At 69.5% G+C, this 23,290-nt stretch carries 22 protein-coding genes, 4 tRNA genes and 1 pseudogene; 20 read left to right on the plus strand and 7 right to left on the minus strand.

Going from position 1 to position 23,290, the window contains the following annotated elements; genetic code table 11:
- Positions 1-133: 133 nt before the first annotated feature.
- Positions 134-1,390, minus strand: coding sequence for an amino acid permease (locus tag ACFZDA_RS20665; protein WP_391083346.1), 1,257 nt, complete (start codon positions 1,388-1,390; stop codon positions 134-136).
- Positions 1,391-1,583: 193 nt separating this feature from the next.
- On the opposite strand from ACFZDA_RS20665, the gene ACFZDA_RS20670 reads away from it, so the two are divergent.
- A complete protein-coding gene (locus tag ACFZDA_RS20670) occupies positions 1,584-1,850 on the plus strand; it encodes a GlsB/YeaQ/YmgE family stress response membrane protein (protein ID WP_274818387.1) in 267 nt (88 codons plus the stop codon).
- Between the two features lie 166 nt (positions 1,851-2,016).
- On the opposite strand, the gene ACFZDA_RS20675 is transcribed toward ACFZDA_RS20670, so the two are convergent.
- The gene (locus ACFZDA_RS20675) at positions 2,017-2,505 is read right to left on the minus strand and encodes a YajQ family cyclic di-GMP-binding protein (protein ID WP_391083350.1); all 489 of its coding nucleotides are present in this window, start codon (positions 2,503-2,505) and stop codon (positions 2,017-2,019) included.
- Between the two features lie 222 nt (positions 2,506-2,727).
- On the opposite strand from ACFZDA_RS20675, the gene ACFZDA_RS20680 reads away from it, so the two are divergent.
- Positions 2,728-2,809, plus strand: a tRNA-Tyr gene (locus ACFZDA_RS20680).
- Between the two features lie 208 nt (positions 2,810-3,017).
- On the opposite strand, the pseudogene ACFZDA_RS20685 reads toward ACFZDA_RS20680, so the two are convergent.
- Positions 3,018-3,199 (minus strand): annotated as a pseudogene (locus tag ACFZDA_RS20685) (MFS transporter); the annotation flags it as partial.
- A 219-nt stretch (positions 3,200-3,418) separates the two neighbouring features.
- Between ACFZDA_RS20685 and ACFZDA_RS20690 the strand changes: the two are divergent.
- Entirely contained in the window at positions 3,419-3,631 is a 213-nt protein-coding gene (locus ACFZDA_RS20690) for a hypothetical protein (RefSeq protein ID WP_391083353.1), read from the plus strand.
- A 19-nt stretch (positions 3,632-3,650) separates the two neighbouring features.
- Here ACFZDA_RS20690 and ACFZDA_RS20695 read toward each other — a convergent pair whose 3' ends face one another.
- Both ACFZDA_RS20695 and ACFZDA_RS20700 read right to left on the minus strand, forming a co-directional pair.
- A complete protein-coding gene (locus tag ACFZDA_RS20695) occupies positions 3,651-4,307 on the minus strand; it encodes an NAD(P)H-binding protein (protein WP_391083356.1) in 657 nt (218 codons plus the stop codon).
- Between the two features lie 184 nt (positions 4,308-4,491).
- Complete coding sequence (locus ACFZDA_RS20700; RefSeq protein WP_391083359.1) at positions 4,492-5,748, minus strand: amidohydrolase family protein; 1,257 nt, start codon at positions 5,746-5,748, stop codon at positions 4,492-4,494.
- Between the two features lie 247 nt (positions 5,749-5,995).
- Between ACFZDA_RS20700 and ACFZDA_RS20705 the strand changes: the two genes are divergently transcribed.
- The 8 genes from ACFZDA_RS20705 (at position 5,996) to ACFZDA_RS20740 (ending at position 11,061) form a co-directional block, all read left to right on the plus strand.
- Positions 5,996-6,068, plus strand: a tRNA-Thr gene (locus ACFZDA_RS20705).
- A gap of 46 nt (positions 6,069-6,114) precedes the next feature.
- Positions 6,115-6,187, plus strand: a tRNA-Met gene (locus ACFZDA_RS20710).
- Positions 6,188-6,275: 88 nt separating this feature from the next.
- Positions 6,276-6,440: a 50S ribosomal protein L33 gene (rpmG, locus tag ACFZDA_RS20715; RefSeq protein ID WP_003948671.1), complete on the plus strand. Its 165-nt coding sequence runs from the start codon at positions 6,276-6,278 to the stop codon at positions 6,438-6,440.
- A 121-nt stretch (positions 6,441-6,561) separates the two neighbouring features.
- On the plus strand, positions 6,562-7,014 hold the full coding sequence (locus ACFZDA_RS20720) for a MaoC family dehydratase N-terminal domain-containing protein (protein WP_391083362.1): 453 nt from the start codon (positions 6,562-6,564) through the stop codon (positions 7,012-7,014).
- Between the two features lie 8 nt (positions 7,015-7,022).
- Positions 7,023-7,451 (plus strand): MaoC/PaaZ C-terminal domain-containing protein, encoded by a 429-nt coding sequence (locus ACFZDA_RS20725; RefSeq protein WP_391084565.1) that lies wholly within the window; start codon positions 7,023-7,025, stop codon positions 7,449-7,451.
- 111 nt (positions 7,452-7,562) lie between these two features.
- On the plus strand, positions 7,563-8,132 hold the full coding sequence (locus ACFZDA_RS20730) for a TetR family transcriptional regulator (RefSeq protein ID WP_391083365.1): 570 nt from the start codon (positions 7,563-7,565) through the stop codon (positions 8,130-8,132).
- A gap of 90 nt (positions 8,133-8,222) precedes the next feature.
- A complete protein-coding gene (locus ACFZDA_RS20735; RefSeq protein ID WP_391083368.1) occupies positions 8,223-9,659 on the plus strand; it encodes a DHA2 family efflux MFS transporter permease subunit in 1,437 nt (478 codons plus the stop codon).
- Positions 9,660-10,005: 346 nt separating this feature from the next.
- Positions 10,006-11,061: a UDP-N-acetylmuramate dehydrogenase gene (locus ACFZDA_RS20740; RefSeq protein ID WP_391083371.1), complete on the plus strand. Its 1,056-nt coding sequence runs from the start codon at positions 10,006-10,008 to the stop codon at positions 11,059-11,061.
- A 251-nt stretch (positions 11,062-11,312) separates the two neighbouring features.
- On the opposite strand, the gene ACFZDA_RS20745 is transcribed toward ACFZDA_RS20740, so the two are convergent.
- Both ACFZDA_RS20745 and ACFZDA_RS20750 read right to left on the minus strand, forming a co-directional pair.
- The gene (locus ACFZDA_RS20745) at positions 11,313-12,344 is read right to left on the minus strand and encodes an adenosine deaminase (protein ID WP_391083374.1); all 1,032 of its coding nucleotides are present in this window, start codon (positions 12,342-12,344) and stop codon (positions 11,313-11,315) included.
- A gap of 131 nt (positions 12,345-12,475) precedes the next feature.
- Entirely contained in the window at positions 12,476-13,702 is a 1,227-nt protein-coding gene (locus tag ACFZDA_RS20750) for an aminotransferase class I/II-fold pyridoxal phosphate-dependent enzyme (protein ID WP_391083377.1), read from the minus strand.
- 306 nt (positions 13,703-14,008) lie between these two features.
- On the opposite strand from ACFZDA_RS20750, the gene ACFZDA_RS20755 reads away from it, so the two are divergent.
- From ACFZDA_RS20755 to rpoB, 9 genes are all read left to right on the plus strand, one after another.
- Positions 14,009-14,081: transfer RNA gene (locus ACFZDA_RS20755), tRNA-Trp, on the plus strand.
- 108 nt (positions 14,082-14,189) lie between these two features.
- Positions 14,190-14,474 (plus strand): preprotein translocase subunit SecE, encoded by a 285-nt coding sequence (gene secE / locus ACFZDA_RS20760; RefSeq protein WP_010036800.1) that lies wholly within the window; start codon positions 14,190-14,192, stop codon positions 14,472-14,474.
- Between the two features lie 80 nt (positions 14,475-14,554).
- On the plus strand, positions 14,555-15,382 hold the full coding sequence (gene nusG, locus ACFZDA_RS20765) for a transcription termination/antitermination protein NusG (protein WP_391083380.1): 828 nt from the start codon (positions 14,555-14,557) through the stop codon (positions 15,380-15,382).
- A 163-nt stretch (positions 15,383-15,545) separates the two neighbouring features.
- Positions 15,546-15,980, plus strand: a complete 435-nt coding sequence (gene rplK, locus ACFZDA_RS20770; protein ID WP_010036796.1) for a 50S ribosomal protein L11 — start codon at positions 15,546-15,548, stop codon at positions 15,978-15,980.
- Positions 15,981-16,056: 76 nt separating this feature from the next.
- A complete protein-coding gene (gene rplA, locus ACFZDA_RS20775; protein ID WP_391083384.1) occupies positions 16,057-16,782 on the plus strand; it encodes a 50S ribosomal protein L1 in 726 nt (241 codons plus the stop codon).
- 129 nt (positions 16,783-16,911) lie between these two features.
- Positions 16,912-17,769, plus strand: coding sequence for a hypothetical protein (locus tag ACFZDA_RS20780; protein WP_391083387.1), 858 nt, complete (start codon positions 16,912-16,914; stop codon positions 17,767-17,769).
- A gap of 338 nt (positions 17,770-18,107) precedes the next feature.
- Positions 18,108-18,638, plus strand: coding sequence for a 50S ribosomal protein L10 (gene rplJ, locus ACFZDA_RS20785; RefSeq protein ID WP_306964769.1), 531 nt, complete (start codon positions 18,108-18,110; stop codon positions 18,636-18,638).
- Between the two features lie 115 nt (positions 18,639-18,753).
- Positions 18,754-19,143, plus strand: a complete 390-nt coding sequence (gene rplL, locus ACFZDA_RS20790) for a 50S ribosomal protein L7/L12 (RefSeq protein WP_391083391.1) — start codon at positions 18,754-18,756, stop codon at positions 19,141-19,143.
- A gap of 573 nt (positions 19,144-19,716) precedes the next feature.
- Positions 19,717-23,202, plus strand: a complete 3,486-nt coding sequence (gene rpoB, locus ACFZDA_RS20795; RefSeq protein WP_391083394.1) for a DNA-directed RNA polymerase subunit beta — start codon at positions 19,717-19,719, stop codon at positions 23,200-23,202.
- Positions 23,203-23,290: the final 88 nt, after the last annotated feature.

The raw sequence follows: 23,290 nt of genomic DNA on the forward strand, positions 1-23,290 counted from the left end.
TGACCGCGATCGAGCAGTTGCCGACACGAGCGACAGCCCAGGCCGACAACACCCGCCCACCCGGTAGCACTTCACATCCCGAGCCGGCCGCCGACCGGCTGAGAGGCCCGCGAACACAGCCAAGAGGGCAGCCCTACTCCCTCCCAGCCCTCGCCCGCATCCCCCGCCGCACTCCGTACGCAACCGCCCCCACCACCAGCACACCCGCGCCCACGACCACCGAAACCCCCGGCAGCGAGAACGCCAGCACCGCGCACCCGAGCAGCCCGACCACCGGCACAAGCCGTGCCGTCGGCGCCGAATCCAGCGTCCAGGCCGACGCGTTGGCCACGGCGTAGTACGCCAGCACCCCGAAGGAGGAGAACCCGATCGCGCCCCGCACATCCACCGTGGCGGCCAGGACCGCGACCACCGCGCCCACCGCCAGCTCCGCCCGGTGCGGCACCTGGAAGCGCGGATGCACGGCCGCCAGCGCGCCCGGCAGATGCCGGTCCCGGGCCATGGCCAGCGTCGTGCGAGAAACGCCCAGGATCAGTGCGAGCAGTGACCCCAGCGCGGCCACGGCCGCACCGATCCGCACCACCGGCGCGAACCAGGGCATCCCGGCCGCCCGCACGGCGTCGGCCAGCGGCGCCGTCGCCTGGCCGAGACCGTCCGACCCCAGCACCGAAAGGACAGACACCGCCACACCCGCATACACCACCAGCGCGATGCCCAGCGCGAGCGGGATCGCCCGCGGAATGGTGCGCGCCGGGTCCCGTACCTCCTCACCGAGGGTCGCGATCCGGGCGTACCCGGCGAACGCGAAGAACAGCAGACCGGCCGCCTGAAGGACACCGCCCACGCCGCCCGAGGCCCCGATGTCCAGCCGCCGCGCATCGGCCTCGCCCGACACCAGACACCCGACCACCACCGCGGCGAGGACAGCCAGGACCACCGTCACGATCCCCCGCGTCAGCCACGCGGACTTCTGGACACCGCCGTAGTTCACCGCGGTCAGCGCCACCACGGCCGCGACCGCCACCGCGTGCGCCTGCCCCGGCCAGACGTAGGCGCCCACGGTGAGCGCCATCGCCGCACAGGAGGCCGTCTTCCCGACCACGAACGACCAGCCCGCGAGATACCCCCAGAACTCCCCGAGCCGCTCACGCCCGTACACGTACGTCCCGCCCGAGGCCGGATACAGGGCGGCGAGGCGTGCCGACGACATGGCGTTGCAGTACGCGACCACGGCGGCGACGGCGAGCCCGAGGAGCAGTCCGGAGCCGGCCGCGTGCGCCGCGGGCGCGAGGGCGGCGAAGATCCCGGCTCCCACCATCGAGCCGAGTCCGACGACGACGGCGTCCCCGACGCCGAGAGTGCGGCGCAGACCGGGCGTGGAGGCTGTCATGCGTCGCACCCTACTGATCGGTGCAACCGGCAGGCGCCGCCAGGGCGTCCTTGCCACCAAGACGGCGTGAACGCGCGCGGCAAGTACGACGCACGCGGAACGCCCGGCGTACGACGCACGATCACGGCCGTGCGGGAGCAAGATCACATGGCCGGGGCAGTGCGGGCACAGCGTGAAAGGGCAGGTTCACGGCATGACCATCATCAGCTGGATCATCCTGGGACTGTTGGCCGGAGCCATCGCGAAGTTCCTGCTGCCGGGGCGCGACCCGGGCGGCCTCATCGGCACGACTCTGATCGGCATCGCGGGCGCGTTCATCGGCGGCTGGATATCGGCCCGCTGGATGGACCACCCGATCACCAAGGACTTCTACGACGGCACGACCTGGGCAGCGGCGATCGGCGGATCGCTCGTCCTCCTGATCGCCTACCGCCTCCTGTTCGGCAACTCCCGCAACTGACCGCGCCCGCGGCGGGTATATGCCACGCCGCCTCCCCTTCCCGGCCCCTGCCGACCGCAGACGGCAGGCGAGAAGGGTGGGCACCCGGCAGGTGCCCACCCTTCCTCGTCACCGCGCAGGCCGGGAGTCCGGCCGTGCGGGCCAAGAGCCCCGAGGACCGGCCGACCTACCGGTAGTTCACGAACTGCATGGCGAAGTCGAAGTCCTTGCCCTTCAGCAGGCTGATGACGGCCTGAAGATCGTCACGGCTCTTGGAGCTGACCCGCAGCTCCTCACCCTGCACCTGAGCCTTCACGCCCTTGGGGCCCTCGTCGCGGATGGTCTTCGCCACCTTCTTCGCGTTCTCCTGGGAGATGCCTTCCTTGATCGACGCGAAGATCTTGTACTCCTTGCCGGAGAGCTGGGGCTCGCCCGCGTCCAGGGCCTTCAGCGAGATGCCACGCTTGATCAGCTTGGACTGGAAGACGTCGAGGATCGCCTTCACCCGGTCCTCGGAGTTCGCCTCCATGAGGATGTTCTCGCCGGACCACGAGATCGAGGCACCCACGCCCTTGAAGTCGTAGCGCTGCGAGATCTCCTTGGCGGCCTGGTTGAGTGCGTTGTCGACCTCCTGCCGCTCGACCTTCGAGACGATGTCGAAACTGGAGTCGGCCATGTCCTGTGGCTCCTTGTATCGGGGTGCGAATCGTGCGTACCGACGTACGTGGGCGGCCGCCGGGCCTGTTCAGATCCCGGGCCGCATCCGGACAAGCCTAGCCACCCCCCGCCCCACGGGCGCCGATCAATCGGGTGGCGAAGCACCCCTCGGCATCAGGTATTGTTTACGTCGTTGCCACGGAGCGCCGCCGAAAAAGGCGGTTCGACGGGCAGCGACCCCGGCGGTGTGCCCGAGCGGCCAAAGGGAGCAGACTGTAAATCTGCCGGCTTCGCCTTCCCAGGTTCGAATCCTGGCGCCGCCACACGGGAACGAAGGGCTCGTGACCTGCTAACGCAGCAGGTCACGGGCCTTTCGTCATGTGGTCGCCCCCGCCGCCCTCGCCCAGAGGCCACCCATCGGTCGGCATCACTCTTGCTCCGGATGCTGAGCTGTGGCTGACTGGCAACGGCGCCGAGGGGGAGTGGGCATGGGCAACTGGTCGTGATCGCGGAGTACTACAGCGACGTGTACAGGACCGAGTTCAGAAGCATCCGCCGCTTGCCGTACGTGTCGCCGAGCCGGCCCGTCATCGGGGTGGCGACGGCGGCGGCGAGCAGGGTGGGTGGCGGTGACGGCCCAGGCGGTGTCCGACGCCGGCGCGTTCAGCAGCCGGGGGGAGTTCCGGGACGATCGGGATCACCAGGGTCTGCATCAGTGAGACCACGATCCCGCCGAAGGCCAGGACCGCCACGACGGCGTTCGCCCGCGGTGCGGCGGTGCCTCCCGTCGTCGACGGTTCGGGGAAGGGCTTGGGACATGGCCGGCCTTCATAGGGGGCGGGCGTCAGGGACAGCACGACCCGTTCGAAGCCAAGCCAATTGATTGACTTGAGCAATCGCAGTGGTGGCCGCCCGCGCGGCACACTGGCCCCATGCCCTCCCGTCGCAGAACCTGCCCCGAGTGCCGTCGCGAGATCGCCGTCGTCGCCGGGCGGTACGCGCGCCACGACCCGCCCGGCGCCCGGGAACACGGGGAACTCACCTCATGTCCGGGCTCCCGCCGCCAGGCGAGGCCCGGCCCCGAACAGCCCTCCCTGGACGGCTACGCGGTACCCGACTTCCCGGGCCAACTGCCCTTGTTCTGAGGGCGGGTTCCCGGCGGCGTCAGTTCCCCGCCACGGACTTCACCGCCACGGACACCGGAGCCGGTCCGCTGATCAGCTCCAGCGTGAGGCCGGCCGTCGCGGGCGTGTCGACCAGCTCCGCCAGCACGGCGGCCACGTCGTCACGCGGGATCGGCCCGCGGCCCGTGTGCGCCTCCAGGCGTACCAGGCCGGTGCCGGCGTCGTCGGTGAGCTGACCGGGGCGCAGGATCGTCCAGTCCAGGGCGTCCAGCCCGCTCACGTACGCGTCCGCCTCGCCCTTGGCCCGCAGGTACACGTCGAAGATCTCGTCTCCCTGGTGCCGCGGGTCGGCGCCCATGGACGACACGATCACGAAGCGCCGTACGCCCGCCTGCACCGCCGCGTCCGCGAAGAGAACCGCCGCGGCCTTGTCCACCGTGTCCTTGCGGGCCGCCCCGCTGCCCGGGCCCGCGCCCGCCGCGAACACCGCCGCGTCGGCCCCCCGCAGCCGCTCCGCGACCTCGTCCACGGACGCCGACTCCAGGTCGAGCACGACCGGTTCGGCACCGGCCGCCCGCAGATCGTCGGCCTGTTCGGCCTTGCGGATGATCCCCGCGACCTCGTCCCCGCGCGCGGCGAGCAACCGCTCCAGCCGCAACGCGATCTGACCATGACCACCAGCGATGACAGTACGCATGCCTTCGACCGTACGCCCCGACAGCACCGTCCGCCGCACCCTTGAGCCCCGCCGAGCGGCCACGCCCCTACGTCACGCCCCTACGGCCCACCCCGAGCCCCCGTCCGCCGCGGGCCCTGCGCCGCGAGGCCCCGCCCGCCACAGGCCCCAGGACCCGAAGCCCACCCGGGGTCCCCACCACGGCCTACGACAACTGCCCCCGCCCCTGTCGCGGCAGCCCCAGGTCCGCCGAAGCCGCCGAACTGCTGTACTCGCGCACCGCGCTGGTCCGCGCCACCACGCGCCCCCGGTGCACCACCACCCGGCTGTACGCCAGTGACAGCGCCCCGGCGAGACCGTCCCCCCGCACCGCGAGCAACTCGGCCGGGAAACCCGCCTCCACCCGCACCTCCGGCAGCCCCAGCACCGCCCGCGCCGACCCGCTCACCGCGTCGTACGCCTCCTCGGGCGACAGGCCGTAGCGCGAGGCCAGCAGGAAAGCCGCCTCCAGCGGGTCGCCGCGCCCCACGGGGTTCGACACGTCCCGCAGTGCCCCGCTCCCGGCGGCCACCCGCACCCCGGCCGCGCGCAGCAGCCGCACCGGAGCCGCGCCCCGCCGGTCCACGCCACCGCAGCCGCCCTGTGGCAGACACACCACCCGCACCCCGGCCGCCGCCAGTTGGTCCGCGGTCCGCGAGGCCACCTCGGAGGGCAGCCGGCCGAGATCGCCGCACGGGCTGAGGGTCACCCCGGGACGCAGTCCGCCCGCCATCGCCGCGAGCCGGGCCAGCCGCGCCGGGTCCCCGGCGTCCGTGTGCAGGTCGACGGGACAGCCGTGCTCGGAGGCCACCTCCAGGACCGCCTCCACGTACCCCGTCGGATCCGGGTCGAGATCCGGCCTGCCGCCCACCACCGAGGCGCCCATCTTCACCGCGTCCCGCAGCACCGCCAGCCCGTCCGCCCCGGCCACCCCGGTCAGCACCCGCGGCATCGCCACCGTCGTCAGCTCGGCCAGCCCCCGCAGCGCCCGCCGCGCCCGCAGCACGGCCGCCAGCGCGCCCAGCCCCTGGACGTCCCCCACGCGCACGTGGGCCCGCACGGCCGTCGCCCCGTGCCCGAGCTGGAGCAGCGCGGCCTCGGTCGCCCGGCGCTGGACGTCCCGGGGCTCGTACGAGACCGGTCCCTGGGTGTCGGCCGACAGCGCCGTGTCGGCGTGGGCGTGCGGCTCGGCCGGGGCCGGCAGCAGCAGATAGCCACCGAGATCCACGCGCGCCCCGCACGCACGCGTGCCGCCCGCCGTCAGGCTGCCGGCCGTGCCGACCGCCTCGATACGCCCGCCGACCAGCCGGACGTCCACGATCCGGCCGTCGGTGAGCCGCGCCCCGCACAGCAGCAGTGACGACGGGTCGGCAGGACCCGGCGAGGACGACGGGGGCGGCGGCTGCGGCTGGCTGTCGGGCATCGCGCTCCTGGGGCTCGGCTGCGCACGCGAGGACGCATGATCACTCAGAGTGAGTCGAGCCTAGGACGGCCTCCCGCCCGTCGCGGGGAGGAGCGCAATAGTCGTACCGGCGTGGTCCGCCGTACGGCCGGAGACCGGAACGACAGGCGCGTACGAGGCCGCTGTGCGGACGGTGGTGCGGCCCGGCCGGGTACCCCGAAACGGATTTGGGCGAACGGCGGCGGAGCGTGTAATGTCTTCATCGCTCGCCCCAATAGCTCAGTCGGCAGAGCGTCTCCATGGTAAGGAGAAGGTCAACGGTTCGATTCCGTTTTGGGGCTCTGGTGTGACTGGTTCCCGTCGCGAGGCGGGGCCGGGCCACATCAAAGCGGTGTAGCTCAGTCGGTAGAGCAAGCGGCTCATAATCGCTGTGTCACCGGTTCAAGTCCGGTCACCGCTACTGACAGTAGCCGATTGTGGGGTCGGTCCTTCGATCGGCTACTCTTCTTGCGTTAAACAGTCCATCCGTTCGTCTTAGGAGCACTCACGTGGCTGCCACCGACGTCCGCCCGAAGATCACGCTGGCCTGCGTGGAGTGCAAGGAGCGGAACTACATCACCAAGAAGAACCGGCGTAACAACCCGGACCGTCTTGAGATGAAGAAGCACTGCCCGCGTTGCAACGCGCACACCGCGCACCGCGAAACGCGATAAATCAGGCTCGTACGCGAGGCCGTTCCCGAGTGATCGGGGGCGGCCTCGCGTCGTTGAACGACCCGTATCGTTCAGTAAATGACCCGTATCGTGCAGTAGCGGAACCAGGAGGTGCCGGGCCATGGCGCTCGACCAGTCCTTCGTGGGGCGGACGTACCCGCCCACCGAGCCCTACGAGGTGGGCCGGGAGAAGATCCGTGAGTTCGCCGAGGCGGTCGGGGACGCCAACCCGGCGTACACGGACGCGGAGGCCGCCAAGGCGCTCGGCCACCCCGATGTGATCGCGCCGCCGACCTTCGTCTTCTCGATCACCTTCAAGGCCGCCGGGCAGGTCGTCCAGGACCCCCAGCTCGGCCTTGACTACAGCCGAGTGGTGCACGGCGACCAGAAGTTCGCCTACCGCCGTCCGGTCCGCGCCGGCGACCGGCTCACGGTCACCTCCACCATCGAGGCGATCAAGTCCATGGCGGGCAACGACATCCTGGACATCCGCGGCGAGGTCCACGACGAGGCCGGCGAGCACGTCGTGACCGCCTGGACCAAGCTCGTGGCCCGCGGGGCCGAGGAGGCGTGAGCGATCCCATGACGGCGAAGATCTCCTACTCGGACGTCGAGGTCGGCACCGAACTGCCCGCGCAGACCTTCCCGGTGACCCGCGCGACCCTCGTCCGGTACGCGGGTGCCTCCGGCGACTTCAACCCCATCCACTGGAACGAGAAGTTCGCCAAGGAAGTCGGCCTGCCGGACGTCATCGCCCACGGCATGTTCACCATGGCCGAGGCGATCCGCGTGGTCACCGACTGGACCGGCGACCCGGGCGCGGTCGTCGAGTACGGCGTCCGCTTCACCAAGCCCGTCGTCGTGGCGAACGACGACCAGGGCGCTGTGATCGAGGTCAGCGGCAAGGTCGCGGCCAAGCTCGACGACAACACCGTCCGCGTGGACCTCACGGCGACGAGCGCGGGGCAGAAGGTGCTCGGCATGTCGCGCGCGGTCGTGCGGCTGGCCTGAGACGACAGGCAAGTGAGTAAGGGGCGCTCTCCATGGCGAGGCGCCCCTTACCCGTAGGGGGTTGCCGACACCCGCTTGACGCAATTAGTGATTAAGTACTAACTTACTTGCATGGTCAGGATGAGTGCGGAGGAGAGGCGCGAGAGCGTCATCCGTGCGGCGACGACCGAGTTCGCGCGCGGTGGCTACCACGGCACCTCGACCGAGGCGATCGCCCGGCGGGTCGGGGTCTCGCAGCCCTATCTCTTCCGGCTCTTCCCGGGCAAGAAGGCGATCTTCCTGGCGGTGGCCGAGCGGTGTGTCGAGGACACGATCCAGACTTTCGCGGAGGCCGCCGACGGTCTGGAGGGCGAAGAGGCCCTGCACGCCATGGCGAACGCGTACACCAAGGTCATCGCGGAGCGGCCCGAGCGGCTGATGATGCAGATGCAGATGTACGTCGCCGTGGCGGCCGCCGAGCAGGAGGGCGACCGCGAGTTCGGCGAGACGGTCCGCGCCGGCTGGATGCGACTGTGGGACACCGTCCATGTGCCGCTGGGCGCCGACGTCGGCGAGACGACGACCTTCCTGGCCCACGGGATGCTCATCAACTGCCTGGTGGGCATGGGCTTCCCTCCCGAGCACCGCGTCTGGGAGGGGCTGTACCCGGCGGCGAGGGGCACGGGCCGGCTGGAGAAATGACGGGGAAGGCGCACGGGCGCGCATTTTCCTGAGCGCGAAAGTTAGTAATCGATAACTAAGTAATCAACCGTTCACCTCTCAGGGGGAGAGATGTCACAGCAGACCGCACGCCGCGGGGGAGCCGCCTGGGCCCTCGTCATCACCAGCGTCGCCGGATTCATGGCGGCCCTCGACAACCTCGTCGTGACCACGGCCCTGCCCTCCATCCGGGAGGACCTCGGCGGGGGACTGCACGATCTGGAATGGACCGTGAGCGCCTACACGCTCACCTTCGCCGTCCTGCTGATGTTCGGCGCGGCCCTCGGCGACCGGTTCGGCCGCCGCCGGCTCTTCACCGCCGGGCTCGCCGTCTTCACCGGCGCCTCCGCCGCGGCGGCCCTGGCGCCCGGCATCGACTCCCTCATCGCCGCCCGCGCGATACAGGGAGCCGGCGCGGCGGTGATGATGCCGCTGACGCTCACCCTGCTCACCGCGGCCGTGCCCGCGGCCAAGCGGGGCATGGCATACGGCATCTGGGGAGCCGTCAACGGACTCGCCGTGGCCTCGGGACCGCTGGTCGGCGGCACCCTCACCGAGCACATCTCCTGGCAGTGGATCTTCTGGCTGAACGTCCCGCTCGGTCTGGCCCTGCTGCCCCTCGCCCGCCTCCGCCTCGCCGAGTCCCACGGCACCGGCGCCCCGCTCGACATACCCGGCACCCTGCTCGCCAGCGGCGGCCTCTTCGGCATCGTCTACGGCCTGGTCCGCGGCCCCGTCGACGGCTGGACCGGCTCGATGGTCCTGACGGGCCTGTTCGCGGGCTCCGCGCTCCTCACCGGCTTCGTCCTGTACAGCACGCGCGCCGCCAACCCCATGCTCCCGATGCGGCTCTTCCGCTCCCGGGCCTTCTCCGGCATCAACGCGGCGAGCCTGCTGATGTTCCTCGGCATGTTCGGCTCGATCTTCCTGCTCAGCCAGTACATGCAGGGCGTCCTCGGCTACTCGCCCACCGAGGCGGGCCTCAGGATGCTGCCCTGGACCGGCATGCCGATGCTGGTCGCCCCGATCGCCGGCATCCTCGCCGACCGCGTCGGCGGCCGCCCGGTCGTCGCCGCGGGCCTGTTCTTCCAGGCCCTGGGCCTCGGCTACATGTCGGTCGTGGCCACGGCGGACGCCTCCTACGCCGCCCAGCTGCCCGCCCTGATCCTCAGCGGCATCGGCATGGCCCTGTTCTTCGCGCCCGCCTCGCACCTGGTGATGTCCAGCGTCCGGCCCTCGGAGCAGGGCATCGCCTCCGGCGCCAACAACGCCCTGCGCGAGGTGGGCGGAGCGCTCGGCATCGCCGTCATGTCGTCGATCTTCGCCGCACGGGGCGGCTACGAGACCGGCCAGACCTTCGTCGACGGCATGCGTCCGGCTCTGGTGACGGGCTCCGCGGTGGTCGCCCTCGCGGGCGCCTCGGCCCTGCTGATCCCGACCCGGCGACGCACCGAGCCGCAGGCCGCCCAGGCGGAACCGGCACCCGTGCTGGAGACCGCGTCCCGCTGACCCCGACGACCCGAAGGAGGAGCGGCCATGCCCACCCTTCCCTGGACCGTCTCCCACACTCCGCCCCGCGGCCGACGCTGTCAGTCTGGGAGTCGAAGGCCGCACAGCAGGACTTCGTCGCCGCGGGCGCCCACGGACCCGCGGCCCGGGGCCTCGCCCCGCAGATGAAGGACGCGAGCTTCACCACATGGCGGGCGAGCGGCGACGACCTCCCGCTCTCCTGGCCGGAGGCGATGCGCCGCCTGCCCTGAACGACACCACGCGCGCGTGCGGCCCTCGTCTCCCGGGCGGGGTCCGCACGCACGCGTGCCGGAGCGTGTCAGTGCCGTCTCGTACTCTTGAGCCCGTGCAGGAACTCCACGACGCCCCCCTCGCCCCACTGACCACCTTCCGGCTGGGCGGCCCCGCGACCCGGCTGGTCACCGCGACGACGGACGACGAGGTGATCGCCGTCGTCCGGGAGGCCGACGAGACGGTCACCCCGCTGCTCCTCATCGGCGGCGGCTCGAACCTGGTCATCGGCGACAAGGGCTTCGAGGGCACCGCCCTCGTCATCGCCACCAAGGGCTACTCCCTCGACGGCACGAGACTGGAGCTGGCCGCAGGCGAGGTGTGGACCGACGCCGTCGCCCGCACCGTGGAGGCGGGCCTGGCCGGCATCGAGTGCCTGGCCGGCATCCCCGGCTCGGCGGGCGCGACCCCCATCCAGAACGTCGGGGCGTACGGCCAGGAGGTCTCCTCCACGATCACGGAGGTCGTCGCCTACGACCGCCGGACCGGCGAGACGGTCACGCTGGCCAACGAGGACTGTGCCTTCTCCTACCGCCACAGCCGTTTCAAGTCCGACCCGGAGCGCTACGTGGTCCTGCGCGTCCGCTTCGCTCTGGAGGACGCCGACGGCCTCTCCGCGCCCCTGAGGTACGCCGAGACGGCCCGGGCCCTCGGTGTCGAAGCCGGCGACCGCGTCCCGCTCGCCTCGGCCCGCGACACCGTGCTCAAGCTGCGCGCCGGCAAGGGCATGGTCCTGGACCCCGAGGACCACGACACCTGGTCGGCGGGCTCTTTCTTCACCAACCCGATCCTCATGGACGCCGACTTCGCGACGTTCCGCGCACGCGTGCGTGAGCGGCTCGGCGAGGGTGTCGAGCCGCCGGCGTATCCCGCGGGGGAGGGCCGCACCAAGACCTCCGCGGCCTGGCTGATCGACAAGGCGGGCTTCACGAAGGGGTACGGCGACGGACCGGCCCGCATCTCCACGAAGCACACCCTGGCCCTGACCAACCGGGGCACGGCGACCACGGAGGACCTGCTCGCCCTGGCCCGCGAGGTGGTGGCCGGGGTCCGCGAGGCCTTCGGAATCACGCTGGTGAACGAACCGGTGACGGTGGGAGTGAGCCTGTAGGCACGCGCCCACCCGTGCCGCCTGGCGATACCACCCAGGCCCTTTAGGTACGGGGGAGGCACGACTGCCCGCAGCCGGGGCAACCACGACGCACCCGCGAGTCGCCGACGGCGCGAAGGGGACGTGTCGGGGGTGTCCGCCCGCAGCGGTTGGCGCGTCAACGGACAGTCAGTCGGCGTCCGACCCCATCGCGCCGTTCCGAGGACGGACACCCCCCGCCGCGGCCCCGACCCACAAGCCACCCGCAGGCGCTACGACCCCAACCAGTCGTCCACCCCGGCCAGCAGCTTCGCCTTCACATCCTCCGGCGCCGCCGACCCCCGTACCGACTGCCGCGCCACCTCCGCCAGTTCCTCGTCCGTGAACCCGTGATGCCGCCGCGCGATCTCGTACTGCGCGGCAAGACGCGACCCGAACAGCAACGGGTCGTCCGCGCCCAGCGCCATCGGGACCCCCGCCTCGAACAACGTCCGCAGCGGCACGTCCTCCGGCTTCTCGTACACCCCCAGCGCCACGTTCGACGCCGGGCACACCTCACACGTCACGCCCCGCTCGGCCAACCGCCGCAGCAGCCCCGGGTGCTCCGCCGCCCGTACCCCGTGCCCCACCCGGTTCGCCCCCAGGTCGTCCAGACAGTCCCGCACCGACGACGCCCCCGCCAGCTCACCCCCGTGCGGCGCCGACAGCAGCCCGGCCTCCCGGGCGATCGCGAACGCCCGGTCGAAGTCCCGCGCCATGCCCCGCCGCTCGTCGTTCGACAGCCCGAACCCGACGACCCCCCGGTCCGCGTACCGCACCGCCAGCCGCGCCAGGGTGCGCGCGTCCAGCGGATGCTTCATCCGGTTCGCCGCGACCAGCACCCGCATCCCGAGCCCGGTCTCCCGCGACGTCGTCTCCACCGCGTCCAGGATGATCTCCAGCGCCGGGATCAGCCCGCCCAGCCGCGGCGCGTACGACGTCGGATCGACCTGGATCTCCAGCCACCCCGACCCGTCCCGCAGATCCTCCTCCGCCGCTTCCCGCACCAGCCGCTGGATGTCCTCCGGCTCCCGCAGACACGAGCGCGCCGCGTCGTACAGCCGCTGAAAGCGGAACCAGCCCCGCTCGTCCGTCGCCCGCAGTCTCGGCGGCTCCCCGCCGCTCAGCGCATCGGTCAGCGCGTCAGGAAGACGCACCCCGTGCTTGTCGGCCAGTTCCAGCACGGTCGTGGGCCGCATCGACCCGGTGAAGTGCAGGTGCAGATGGGCTTTCGGCAGCTCAGAGACATCACGTACACGCTCCATTCCAGGATCCTGCCGTACGCCCCAGCCGTCCCGGAAGCCGTTTCCCCTTTAGTGGTCTTGCTCGCACAAACAAATGGGGCACATACCGAATTCGGTATGTGCCCCAGGCCGGGGGGCCGACGCGGCGGACGTCAGTCCTTGGCCTCCGCCAGCAGCTTCTGCATCCGGCTCACGCCCTCGACGAGATCCTCGTCACCCAGCGCGTACGACAGCCGCAGATACCCGGGCGTACCGAACGCCTCACCCGGCACCACCGCGACCTCGGCCTCCTCCAGGATCAGCGCGGCCAGCTCGACCGTGTCCTTGGGCCGTCGGCCCCGGATCTCCTTGCCGACCAGCGCCTTCACCGACGGGTACGCGTAGAACGCGCCCTCCGGCTCCGGGCACACCACACCGTCGATCTCGTTCAGCATCCGCACGATGGTCTTGCGGCGCCGGTCGAAGGCCTCGCGCATCTTCTCGACGGCGACCAGATCACCGGAGACGGCGGCCAGCGCGGCGGCCTGGGCGACGTTGGACACGTTCGACGTGGCGTGCGACTGGAGGTTCGTCGCGGCCTTGACCACGTCCTTCGGACCGATGATCCACCCGACCCGCCAGCCGGTCATCGCGTACGTCTTCGCGACACCGTTCACCACGACGCACTTGTCGCGCAGCTCGGGCAGCACCGCCGGCAGCGACACGGCCGAGGCGTCGCCGTAGACCAGGTGCTCGTAGATCTCGTCCGTCATCACCCACAGACCGTGCTCGACGGCCCAGCGGCCGATCGCCTCGGTCTCCTGCTCGCTGTAGACCGCGCCGGTCGGGTTCGACGGCGAGACGAACAGGACGACCTTCGTCTTCTCCGTACGGGCCGCCTCCAGCTGCTCGACGGTCACCCGGTAGCCGGTCGTCTCGTCGGCGACGACCTCCACCGGGACACCCCCGGCCAGCCGGATCGACTCCGGGTACGTCGTCCAGTAGGGCGCGGGCACGATGACCTCGTCGCCCGGGTCGAGGATCGCGGCGAAGGCCTCGTAGATGGCCTGCTTGCCGCCGTTGGTGACGAGGATCTGCGACGCGTCGACCTCGAGTCCGGAGTCGCGCAGCGTCTTCGCGGCGATCGCGGCCTTCAGCTCGGGCAGACCGCCGGCCGGCGTGTAGCGGTGGAACTTGGGGTTCTTGCAGGCCTCGATCGCGGCCTCGACGATGTAGTCCGGAGTCGGGAAGTCGGGTTCACCGGCGCCGAAGCCGATCACCGGCCGCCCTGCGGCCTTGAGGGCCTTGGCCTTGGCGTCCACGGCGAGGGTGGCGGACTCGGAGATCGCGCCGACTCGGGCGGAGACCCGGCGCTCGGTGGGAGGGGTTGCAGCGCTCATGCGCCCCATCGTTTCAGACTGGAAACGTGCGCGGCACGGGGGTTTCACAGACTGAACAACGCCGGGCAAACCCCTGGACAACAGTCCGGACCGGCCGTGCGGCCTGGGCGATCTTCACCCGGAGCCCGCCCGTCCGCTCCCCGCTCCGCAGGCGATCTTCCGCCAACAAGGCCTTGCCGGAGCCCTTTCTGTTCGACGACCGGCCGCAGACCACGTACACTCTCACCTCGTTGGCCTCTCGCAGGCCGCGCCCGTTCGGTGCACACCAAGCATCCGGACGGATGCGGTACGTTGGGGGACACACAAAGGGTCGTAGCTCAATTGGTAGAGCACTGGTCTCCAAAACCAGCGGTTGGGGGTTCAAGTCCCTCCGGCCCTGCTACACACACCTTCGCCAGGATGTGTGCGCATGTACGTACAGCAATGCACCGCCGTGCGGCTCAGACCGGGCGCGGCACGGCCACGACCCGGAATCAGGTGAGGACGAGTGACGGACGCCGTGGGCTCCATCGACATGCCTGATGCCCAGGATGAGGCGCCGGAGTCCAAGAAGACCCGCAAGGGCGGCAAGCGCGGAAAGAAGGGCCCGCTGAAGCGGCTCGCCCTCTTCTACCGCCAGATCGTCGCGGAGTTGCGCAAGGTCGTCTGGCCGACCCGCAACCAGCTGACGACATACACGACCGTGGTGATCATCTTCGTGGTCATCATGATCGGCCTGGTCACCGTGATTGACTATGGACTCAGCCACGCCGCCAAGTACGTGTTCGGCTGAGCCGCCAGCGAAGAGCGCCGAGGTACCCGGCGCTCCTTTCGCATGTTCCACCCCCATGTATCCAGGAAGAAGCAGCCACCGTGTCTGACCCGAACGTGAACGACGCCATCGAGCCTGTCGAGTCCGTCGAGGACGAGCTCGACACCGTCGAGGGCGCGGACAGCGAGGACACCGAGACCTCCGCCGAGGTCGAGGCTGCCGACGCCGTCGCGGACGACGACGCCGCCGAGGCGGAGACCGAGACCGGCGAAGAGGTCGCGGACGAGGCCGAGGAAGAGCCCGAGGACGACCGCGACCCGATCGAGAAGCTCCGCGAGGAACTGCGGGTCCTGCCCGGCGAGTGGTACGTCATCCACACCTACGCCGGCTACGAGAACCGCGTGAAGACCAACCTGGAGCAGCGCGCCGTCTCGCTGAACGTCGAGGACTACATCTTCCAGGCCGAGGTGCCGCAGGAAGAGGTCGTCCAGATCAAGAACGGCGACCGCAAGACGATCAAGCAGAACAAGCTCCCGGGCTATGTCCTGGTCCGCATGGACCTGACGAACGAGTCCTGGGGCGTCGTCCGCAACACCCCGGGCGTCACCGGCTTCGTGGGCAACGCCTACGACCCGTACCCGCTGACGCTGGACGAGATCGTCAAGATGCTCGCCCCGGAGGCCGAGGAGAAGGCCGCCCGCGAGGCCGCCGAGGCCGAGGGCAAGCCGGCTCCGCAGCGCAAGGTCGAGGTCCAGGTGCTGGACTTCGAGGTCGGCGACTCGGTCACCGTCACCGACGGCCCGTTCGCCACGCTGCAGGCGACCATCAACGAGATCAACCCGGACTCGAAGAAGGTCAAGGGCCTCGTGGAGATCTTCGGCCGCGAGACGCCGGTCGAGCTCTCCTTCGACCAGATCCAGAAGAACTAGCACCACCCCGGCTTCCGAGCAGGTCAGACGGGCTCCTGGAGTCCGCCTGACCTGCTCGGTTTTTGGCCGCGCATAGATACCCGTTATCGTTGTGCGGTATGCCTCCATCCGGCTGATCCGGTTCGGAGGCTGGAAAACTCTCACTAGGACCCGGAGAGAGCACATGCCTCCCAAGAAGAAGAAGGTCACGGGGCTCATCAAGCTCCAGATCCAGGCCGGTGCCGCCAACCCGGCTCCGCCGGTCGGCCCCGCGCTGGGCCAGCACGGCGTCAACATCATGGAGTTCTGCAAGGCCTACAACGCCGCGACCGAGTCGCAGCGTGGCTGGGTCGTGCCGGTGGAGATCACGGTCTACGAGGACCGTTCCTTCACCTTCATCACCAAGACCCCGCCGGCCGCGAAGATGATCCTCAAGGCCGCGGGCGTGGCGAAGGGCTCCAGCGAGCCGCACAAGACCAAGGTCGCGAAGATCACGCGTGACCAGGTCCGCGAGATCGCGACCACCAAGATGCCCGACCTCAACGTCAACGACCTGGACGCCGCCGAGAAGATCATCGCCGGCACCGCCCGTTCCATGGGCGTCACGGTCGAGGGCTGAGCCCCAACCCCATCAGCAGAAGTGGCGGGGCCTGCTCGGCCCGGACCACGACTCCTAAGAATCCACAGGAGCAGTAGTGAGCAAGCGCAGCAAGTCCCTTCGCGCTGCGGACGCCAAGGTCGACCGGGAGAAGCTCTACGCCCCGCTCGAGGCCGTCCGTCTCGCCAAGGAGACCTCCACGACCAAGTTCGACGGCACCGTCGAGGTCGCCTTCCGTCTGGGTGTCGACCCGCGCAAGGCCGACCAGATGGTCCGTGGCACCGTGAACCTGCCGCACGGCACCGGCAAGACTGCCCGGGTCCTGGTCTTCGCGACCGGTGACCGTGCTGCGGCCGCGGAGGCCGCGGGCGCCGACATCGTCGGCTCCGACGAACTGATCGACGAGGTCTCGAAGGGCCGCCTGGACTTCGACGCCGTCGTCGCCACCCCGGACCTCATGGGCAAGGTCGGCCGCCTCGGCCGCGTGCTCGGTCCGCGTGGTCTGATGCCGAACCCGAAGACCGGCACCGTGACCCCGGACGTGGCCAAGGCCGTGACCGAGATCAAGGGCGGCAAGATCGAGTTCCGTGTGGACAAGCACGCGAACCTGCACTTCATCATCGGCAAGTCGTCCTTCGACGACACCAAGCTGGTGGAGAACTACGGCGCCGCGCTGGAGGAGATCCTCCGTCTGAAGCCGTCCGCCGCCAAGGGCCGGTACATCAAGAAGGCCGCCATCACCACCACGATGGGCCCCGGCATCCCGGTCGACCCGAACCGCACCCGCAACCTCCTCGTCGAGGAGGACCCGGCCGCGGTCTGAGTCTGACGGCTCACGCAACCGGTCACGGGCCCCGCACCTCTCACAGGTGCGGGGCCCGTTCCCTTTTTCCGGTACGTACGCCGGTGGCCTGGGTTAACGTGCGGGAACCGGATGCGAACGGGGGGACGTATGCAGGGCACGACCGTGCGCGGCGTGGGCCTGGTGCTCGCGGTGGCGAGCGCGCTGGCGGGGGTGGCCGCCTGCACCTCCCCGGACTCCTCCGACGACCCAGGCAAGGGCGACCGCGCCGCGCACGCCCGGTCCGTCGCGGCCCTGCGCACCGCCGAGCGCGCCACCCAGCGGGCCGGCTCCGCCCGCATCGAGTCCACGACGATCATGGGCTCGCTGATGTCCATGACCGCCCACGGCACCCTCGGCTGGCGCGACGGCACCACCGGCACCCTCAGCATCAGGTATACCGGTGGCACCGTGGCCGACACCATGCGCCGGCTCGGCAGCGCCTCCATGGAGGCCCGCTACCTGCCCGACGCCTACTACGCGCGCGTGGGGGAGAAGTTCGCCGAACAGGCCGGCGGCAAACGCTGGATCCGGTACGCCTACGAGGACCTGGAAGCCATGGCCGGGGGCTCCGGAGCCCAGCTCGGCGACCAGATGCGCGGCACCACACCGAACCAGTCCGTGAAGCTCCTGCTGGCCTCCGGGGACGTCAGGAAGGCCGGCGAGGAGTCGGTGCGCGGCCGGCCCGCGACGCGCTACTCCGGCACCGTGGCCGCCGCGGACGTCACCGACACCGCCCTGAGGAAACAGCTCACCGAGGCCGGTGTCACCACCGAGACCGTCGACATCTGGATCGACGAGCGGAACCTGCTGGTCAAGAAGGTGGAGAAGGCGCGGATGAGCACGGGCCTGATGACCCAGACCGCGCACTACGGCGACTACGGCGTTCCGGTCCGGGCCCAACGGCCACCGTTGTCCGACACCGGGGACTTCGGGGACCTGATGGGGAAGAAGGCCGGTACGTCCTGAGCGCATCCCTACCTGTCGCCGGAAGGAACTCGTCGCGAGCTGATCCGTCGTACGGGCGGATTTGCTTGACAGCGATCCGTTCCCGTACCCTCCTACAGAAGCCAAAGACCGCTGGTCGTTTACCGCGCACTCGGACGAGGGCGCGGTGGCCGAAGGATCCGCTGAACGGCGGACGGCCCGCGCAGGTGACACTTGGAGAAGCTCCCGTAGTCCGCCGCCCCGTGCGTGCGTACGAACGGTCGAGCTGCGCCCCGTGCCCCTGCGCCGGGGCGTTTCGTTTTTCCCAGTCCTCCTTCGGGTCCGCGCGGTCCGAATCACCCGGAAGGAGGCCGAGGCTCATGGCGAGGCCTGACAAGGTCGATGCCGTCGAGGAGATGCGGGACAGGTTCCGCGACTCCAACGGCGCTGTCGTTACTGCGTACACCGGTCTCACCGTGGCGCAGCTGCAGCAGCTGCGTCGTTCACTCGGTGGGAACGCTCATTACCGTGTGGCGAAGAACACGCTGACCAAGATTGCGGCCAACGAGGCCGGGATCACCGCGATCGACGACCTCTTCACGGGTTCGTCGGCCGTCGCCTTCGTGACCGGTGACCCGGTCGAGGCGGCGAAGGGTCTCCGTGACTTCGCCAAGGACAACCCCAACCTGGTCATCAAGGGCGGCGTCCTTGACGGCAAGGCGTTGTCCGCCGATGAGATCAAGAAGCTTGCGGACCTCGAGTCCCGCGAGGTTCTGCTCTCCAAGCTGGCCGGTGCCATGAAGGGCAAGCAGTCCCAGGCTGCCTCTGTCTTCCAGGCGCTGCCGTCGAAGCTCGTCCGCACCGTGGACGCGCTCCGTGCCAAGCAGGACGAGCAGGGCGGTGCCGAGTAACTCGGCTCGCATCCCGGCCGCCGCTGCCTGAACGCGGCGACCGTCGCGGGCCAGTAGTACGCCCGCCTCACATGTACATCCGGCACCTGCCGATTTAGTGGAAGGACCGCCAATCATGGCGAAGCTCAGCCAGGAAGACCTGCTCGCGCAGTTCGAGGAGATGACCCTCATCGAGCTCTCCGAGTTCGTGAAGGCGTTCGAGGACAAGTTCGACGTCACCGCCGCCGCGGCCGCCCCGGTCGTCATGGCCGGTGGCGCCGGTGGCGCCGCCGCCGCCGAGGCCGAGCCGGAGAAGGACGAGTTCGACGTCATCCTCACCGGTGCCGGCGACAAGAAGATCCAGGTCATCAAGGTCGTGCGTGAGCTGACCTCCCTGGGCCTGAAGGAGGCCAAGGACCTGGTCGACGGTGCGCCGAAGCCGGTTCTGGAGAAGGTCAACAAGGAGGCCGCCGACAAGGCGAAGGAGTCCCTCGAGGGCGCCGGTGCCTCCGTCGAGGTCAAGTAAGACCTCCCGGATCCGCCAGGATCCACGACACGTCCCGCCGGGCGTGTAACGCGTAAGCGCGGAAGAGCGATCATCCATCCGGGTGGTCGCTCTTCGGCGTTTCCGGGGTCCGGCCACGGTTGCTTGCACCCTCAGTGGCGGGGGGTATGGTGATCTTCGTCGTGTCTCTGGGCCGGCCCCGGTTCGGGCAAGGGGGCCTTGACGAACCGCACGCAGCGCGCAATTCTCAGGACGCGTCGTCACAAGGATCCGAATCCGAGGTATGGATCGGCGACGAAGAGGGCAGTATCAACGTGCGTTGAGGGCAGCGCCTTGTCGCAGGAGTGGAACAACGAGGGTCAACACGGGTTTCACAACCCGGACTGGACATCAGTGTGCCAAGTGGCTACACTGACCCTTTGCGCTGCCTGTTAGCTGTCCCCTGCCCGTCACCAGGGGTCTGCCCTCGCCCGAGCATCGACGACAAGAGCTGTCTGACCTGGCCGTTAGGCCGGACCGACGCAGCTTGTCTCCGTGTACGGGAGAGGGGCCGGTACGCGCGTAGTGAGTCCGAGCCCTCGGAAGGACCCCCTCTTGGCCGCCTCGCGCAACGCCTCGACCGCGAATACGAACAACGCCGCCAGCACTGCCCCGCTGCGCATCTCTTTTGCAAAGATCAAGGAGCCTCTCGAGGTTCCGAACCTGCTCGCGCTGCAGACCGAGAGCTTCGACTGGCTGCTCGGCAACACCGCCTGGCAGAGTCGGGTCGAGGAGGCTCTCGAGAACGGTCAGGACGTCCCCACCAAGTCCGGGCTCGAGGAGATCTTCGAGGAGATCTCCCCGATCGAGGACTTCAGCGGGTCGATGTCGCTGACCTTCCGCGACCACCGCTTCGAGCCGCCGAAGAACTCGATCGACGAGTGCAAGGAGCGCGACTTCACGTACGCGGCCCCGCTCTTCGTCACCGCCGAGTTCACCAACAACGAGACCGGTGAGATCAAGTCCCAGACGGTCTTCATGGGCGACTTCCCGCTCATGACCAACAAGGGCACCTTCGTCATCAACGGCACCGAGCGTGTCGTGGTGTCGCAGCTGGTCCGTTCGCCCGGTGTCTACTTCGACTCCTCCATCGACAAGACGTCCGACAAGGACATCTTCTCCGCCAAGATCATCCCGTCCCGGGGTGCCTGGCTGGAGATGGAGATCGACAAGCGCGACATGGTCGGTGTCCGCATCGACCGCAAGCGCAAGCAGTCCGTCACCGTCCTGCTCAAGGCGCTCGGCTGGACCACCGAGCAGATCCTCGAGGAGTTCGGCGAGTACGAGTCCATGCGCGCCACCCTGGAGAAGGACCACACCCAGGGCCAGGACGACGCGCTGCTCGACATCTACCGCAAGCTGCGCCCGGGCGAGCCCCCCACGCGTGAGGCGGCGCAGACGCTGCTGGAGAACCTCTACTTCAACCCCAAGCGCTACGACCTGGCCAAGGTCGGCCGCTACAAGGTCAACAAGAAGCTGGGCACGGACACCCCGCTGGACGCCGGGATCCTGACCGTCGAGGACATCATCGCGACGATCAAGTACCTGGTGAAGCTGCACGCCGGCGAGACCGAGACGGTCGGGGACAACGGCACGTCCGTCGTCGTCGAGACCGACGACATCGACCACTTCGGCAACCGCCGCCTGCGCAGCGTCGGCGAGCTCATCCAGAACCAGGTCCGTACGGGTCTGGCGCGTATGGAGCGAGTCGTCCGCGAGCGGATGACGACCCAGGACGTCGAGGCGATCACGCCGCAGACCCTGATCAACATCCGGCCGGTCGTCGCCTCCATCAAGGAGTTCTTCGGCACCAGCCAGCTGTCCCAGTTCATGGACCAGAACAACCCGCTGTCGGGTCTGACGCACAAGCGGCGTCTGTCCGCGCTCGGCCCGGGTGGTCTGTCCCGTGAGCGGGCCGGCTTCGAGGTCCGTGACGTGCACCCCTCGCACTACGGCCGCATGTGCCCGATCGAGACCCCTGAAGGCCCGAACATCGGTCTGATCGGTTCGCTCGCCTCCTACGGCCGGGTCAACGCGTTCGGTTTCGTCGAGACCCCGTACCGCAAGGTGTTCGAGGGCCAGGTCACCGACGACGTCGACTACCTGACCGCCGACGAGGAGGACCGCTTCGTCATCGCGCAGGCCAACGCGCCGCTGACGGACGAACTCCGCTTCGCCGAGGCCCGCGTGCTGGTCCGCCGTAAGGGCGGCGAGGTCGACTACGTCGGCGGCGAGGACGTGGACTACATGGACGTCTCGCCGCGCCAGATGGTGTCGGTCGCGACCGCCATGATCCCCTTCCTGGAGCACGACGACGCCAACCGTGCCCTCATGGGCGCGAACATGATGCGCCAGGCCGTTCCGCTGATCCAGGCGGAGGCCCCGCTCGTCGGCACCGGCATGGAGTACCGCTCCGCGGTCGACGCCGGCGACGTGGTCAAGGCCGAGAAGGCCGGTGTCGTCCAGGAGGTCTCCGCGGACTACATCACCACCGCCAACGACGACGGCACGTACATCACGTACCGCCTGGCCAAGTTCGCCCGCTCCAACCAGGGCACCTCGGTCAACCAGAAGGTCATCGTCGCCGAGGGTGACCGGATCATCGAGGGCCAGGTCCTGGCCGACGGTCCGGCCACCCAGCAGGGCGAGATGGCGCTGGGCAAGAACCTGCTCGTGGCGTTCATGCCGTGGGAGGGTCACAACTACGAGGACGCGATCATCCTGTCGCAGCGCCTCGTGCAGGACGACGTCCTCTCCTCGATCCACATCGAGGAGCACGAGGTCGACGCCCGTGACACCAAGCTCGGCCCCGAGGAGATCACCCGGGACATCCCGAACGTCTCCGAGGAGGTCCTCGCCGACCTCGACGAGCGCGGCATCATCCGCATCGGTGCCGAGGTCATCGCCGGTGACATCCTCGTCGGCAAGGTCACGCCCAAGGGTGAGACCGAGCTGACGCCCGAGGAGCGCCTGCTGCGCGCGATCTTCGGTGAGAAGGCCCGTGAGGTCCGTGACACCTCGCTGAAGGTGCCGCACGGCGAGACCGGCAAGGTCATCGGTGTGCGCGTCTTCGACCGCGAGGAGGGCGACGAGCTTCCCCCCGGTGTGAACCAGCTGGTGCGCGTCTACGTCGCGCAGAAGCGCAAGATCACCGACGGTGACAAGCTCGCCGGCCGGCACGGCAACAAGGGCGTCATCTCGAAGATCCTGCCGATCGAGGACATGCCGTTCCTGGAGGACGGCACCCCGGTCGACATCATCCTCAACCCGCTCGGTGTGCCGTCCCGAATGAACCCGGGGCAGGTCCTGGAGATCCACCTCGGCTGGCTCGCCAGCCAGGGCTGGGACGTCTCCGGTCTCGCCGACGAGTGGGCGCAGCGCCTCCAGGCCATCGACGCCGACCAGGTGCCGCCGCGGACCAACGTCGCGACGCCGGTCTTCGACGGCGCCCGTGAGGACGAGCTGGCCGGCCTGCTGGAGCACACCATCCCGAACCGCGACGGCGAGCGCATGGTGCTCCCGTCCGGCAAGGCGCGGCTGTTCGACGGCCGCTCCGGTGAGCCGTTCCCGGAGCCGATCTCGGTCGGCTACATGTACATCCTCAAGCTGCACCACCTGGTCGACGACAAGCTGCACGCCCGTTCGACCGGCCCCTACTCGATGATCACCCAGCAGCCGCTGGGTGGTAAGGCCCAGTTCGGTGGCCAGCGCTTCGGCGAGATGGAGGTGTGGGCGCTGGAGGCTTACGGCGCCGCGTACGCCCTCCAGGAGCTGCTGACCATCAAGTCCGATGACGTGACCGGCCGCGTGAAGGTCTACGAGGCCATCGTCAAGGGCGAGAACATCCCCGAGCCCGGCATCCCCGAGTCCTTCAAGGTGCTCATCAAGGAGATGCAGTCTCTCTGCCTGAACGTGGAGGTGCTGTCCAGCGACGGTATGTCCATCGAGATGCGTGACACCGACGAGGACGTCTTCCGCGCTGCGGAGGAGCTCGGCATCGACCTGTCCCGGCGCGAGCCGAGCAGCGTCGAAGAGGTCTGACGGGAGTCCGGCGGGCCTTGGGAGACCCAAGGTCCGCCGGCCCCAGGACCCCCGTATCAGACCAAAGACTTACAACCCTGAGAGGGAT

Source organism: Streptomyces sp. NPDC007991, assembly GCF_042958445.1.
Lineage (GTDB): Bacteria > Actinomycetota > Actinomycetes > Streptomycetales > Streptomycetaceae > Streptomyces.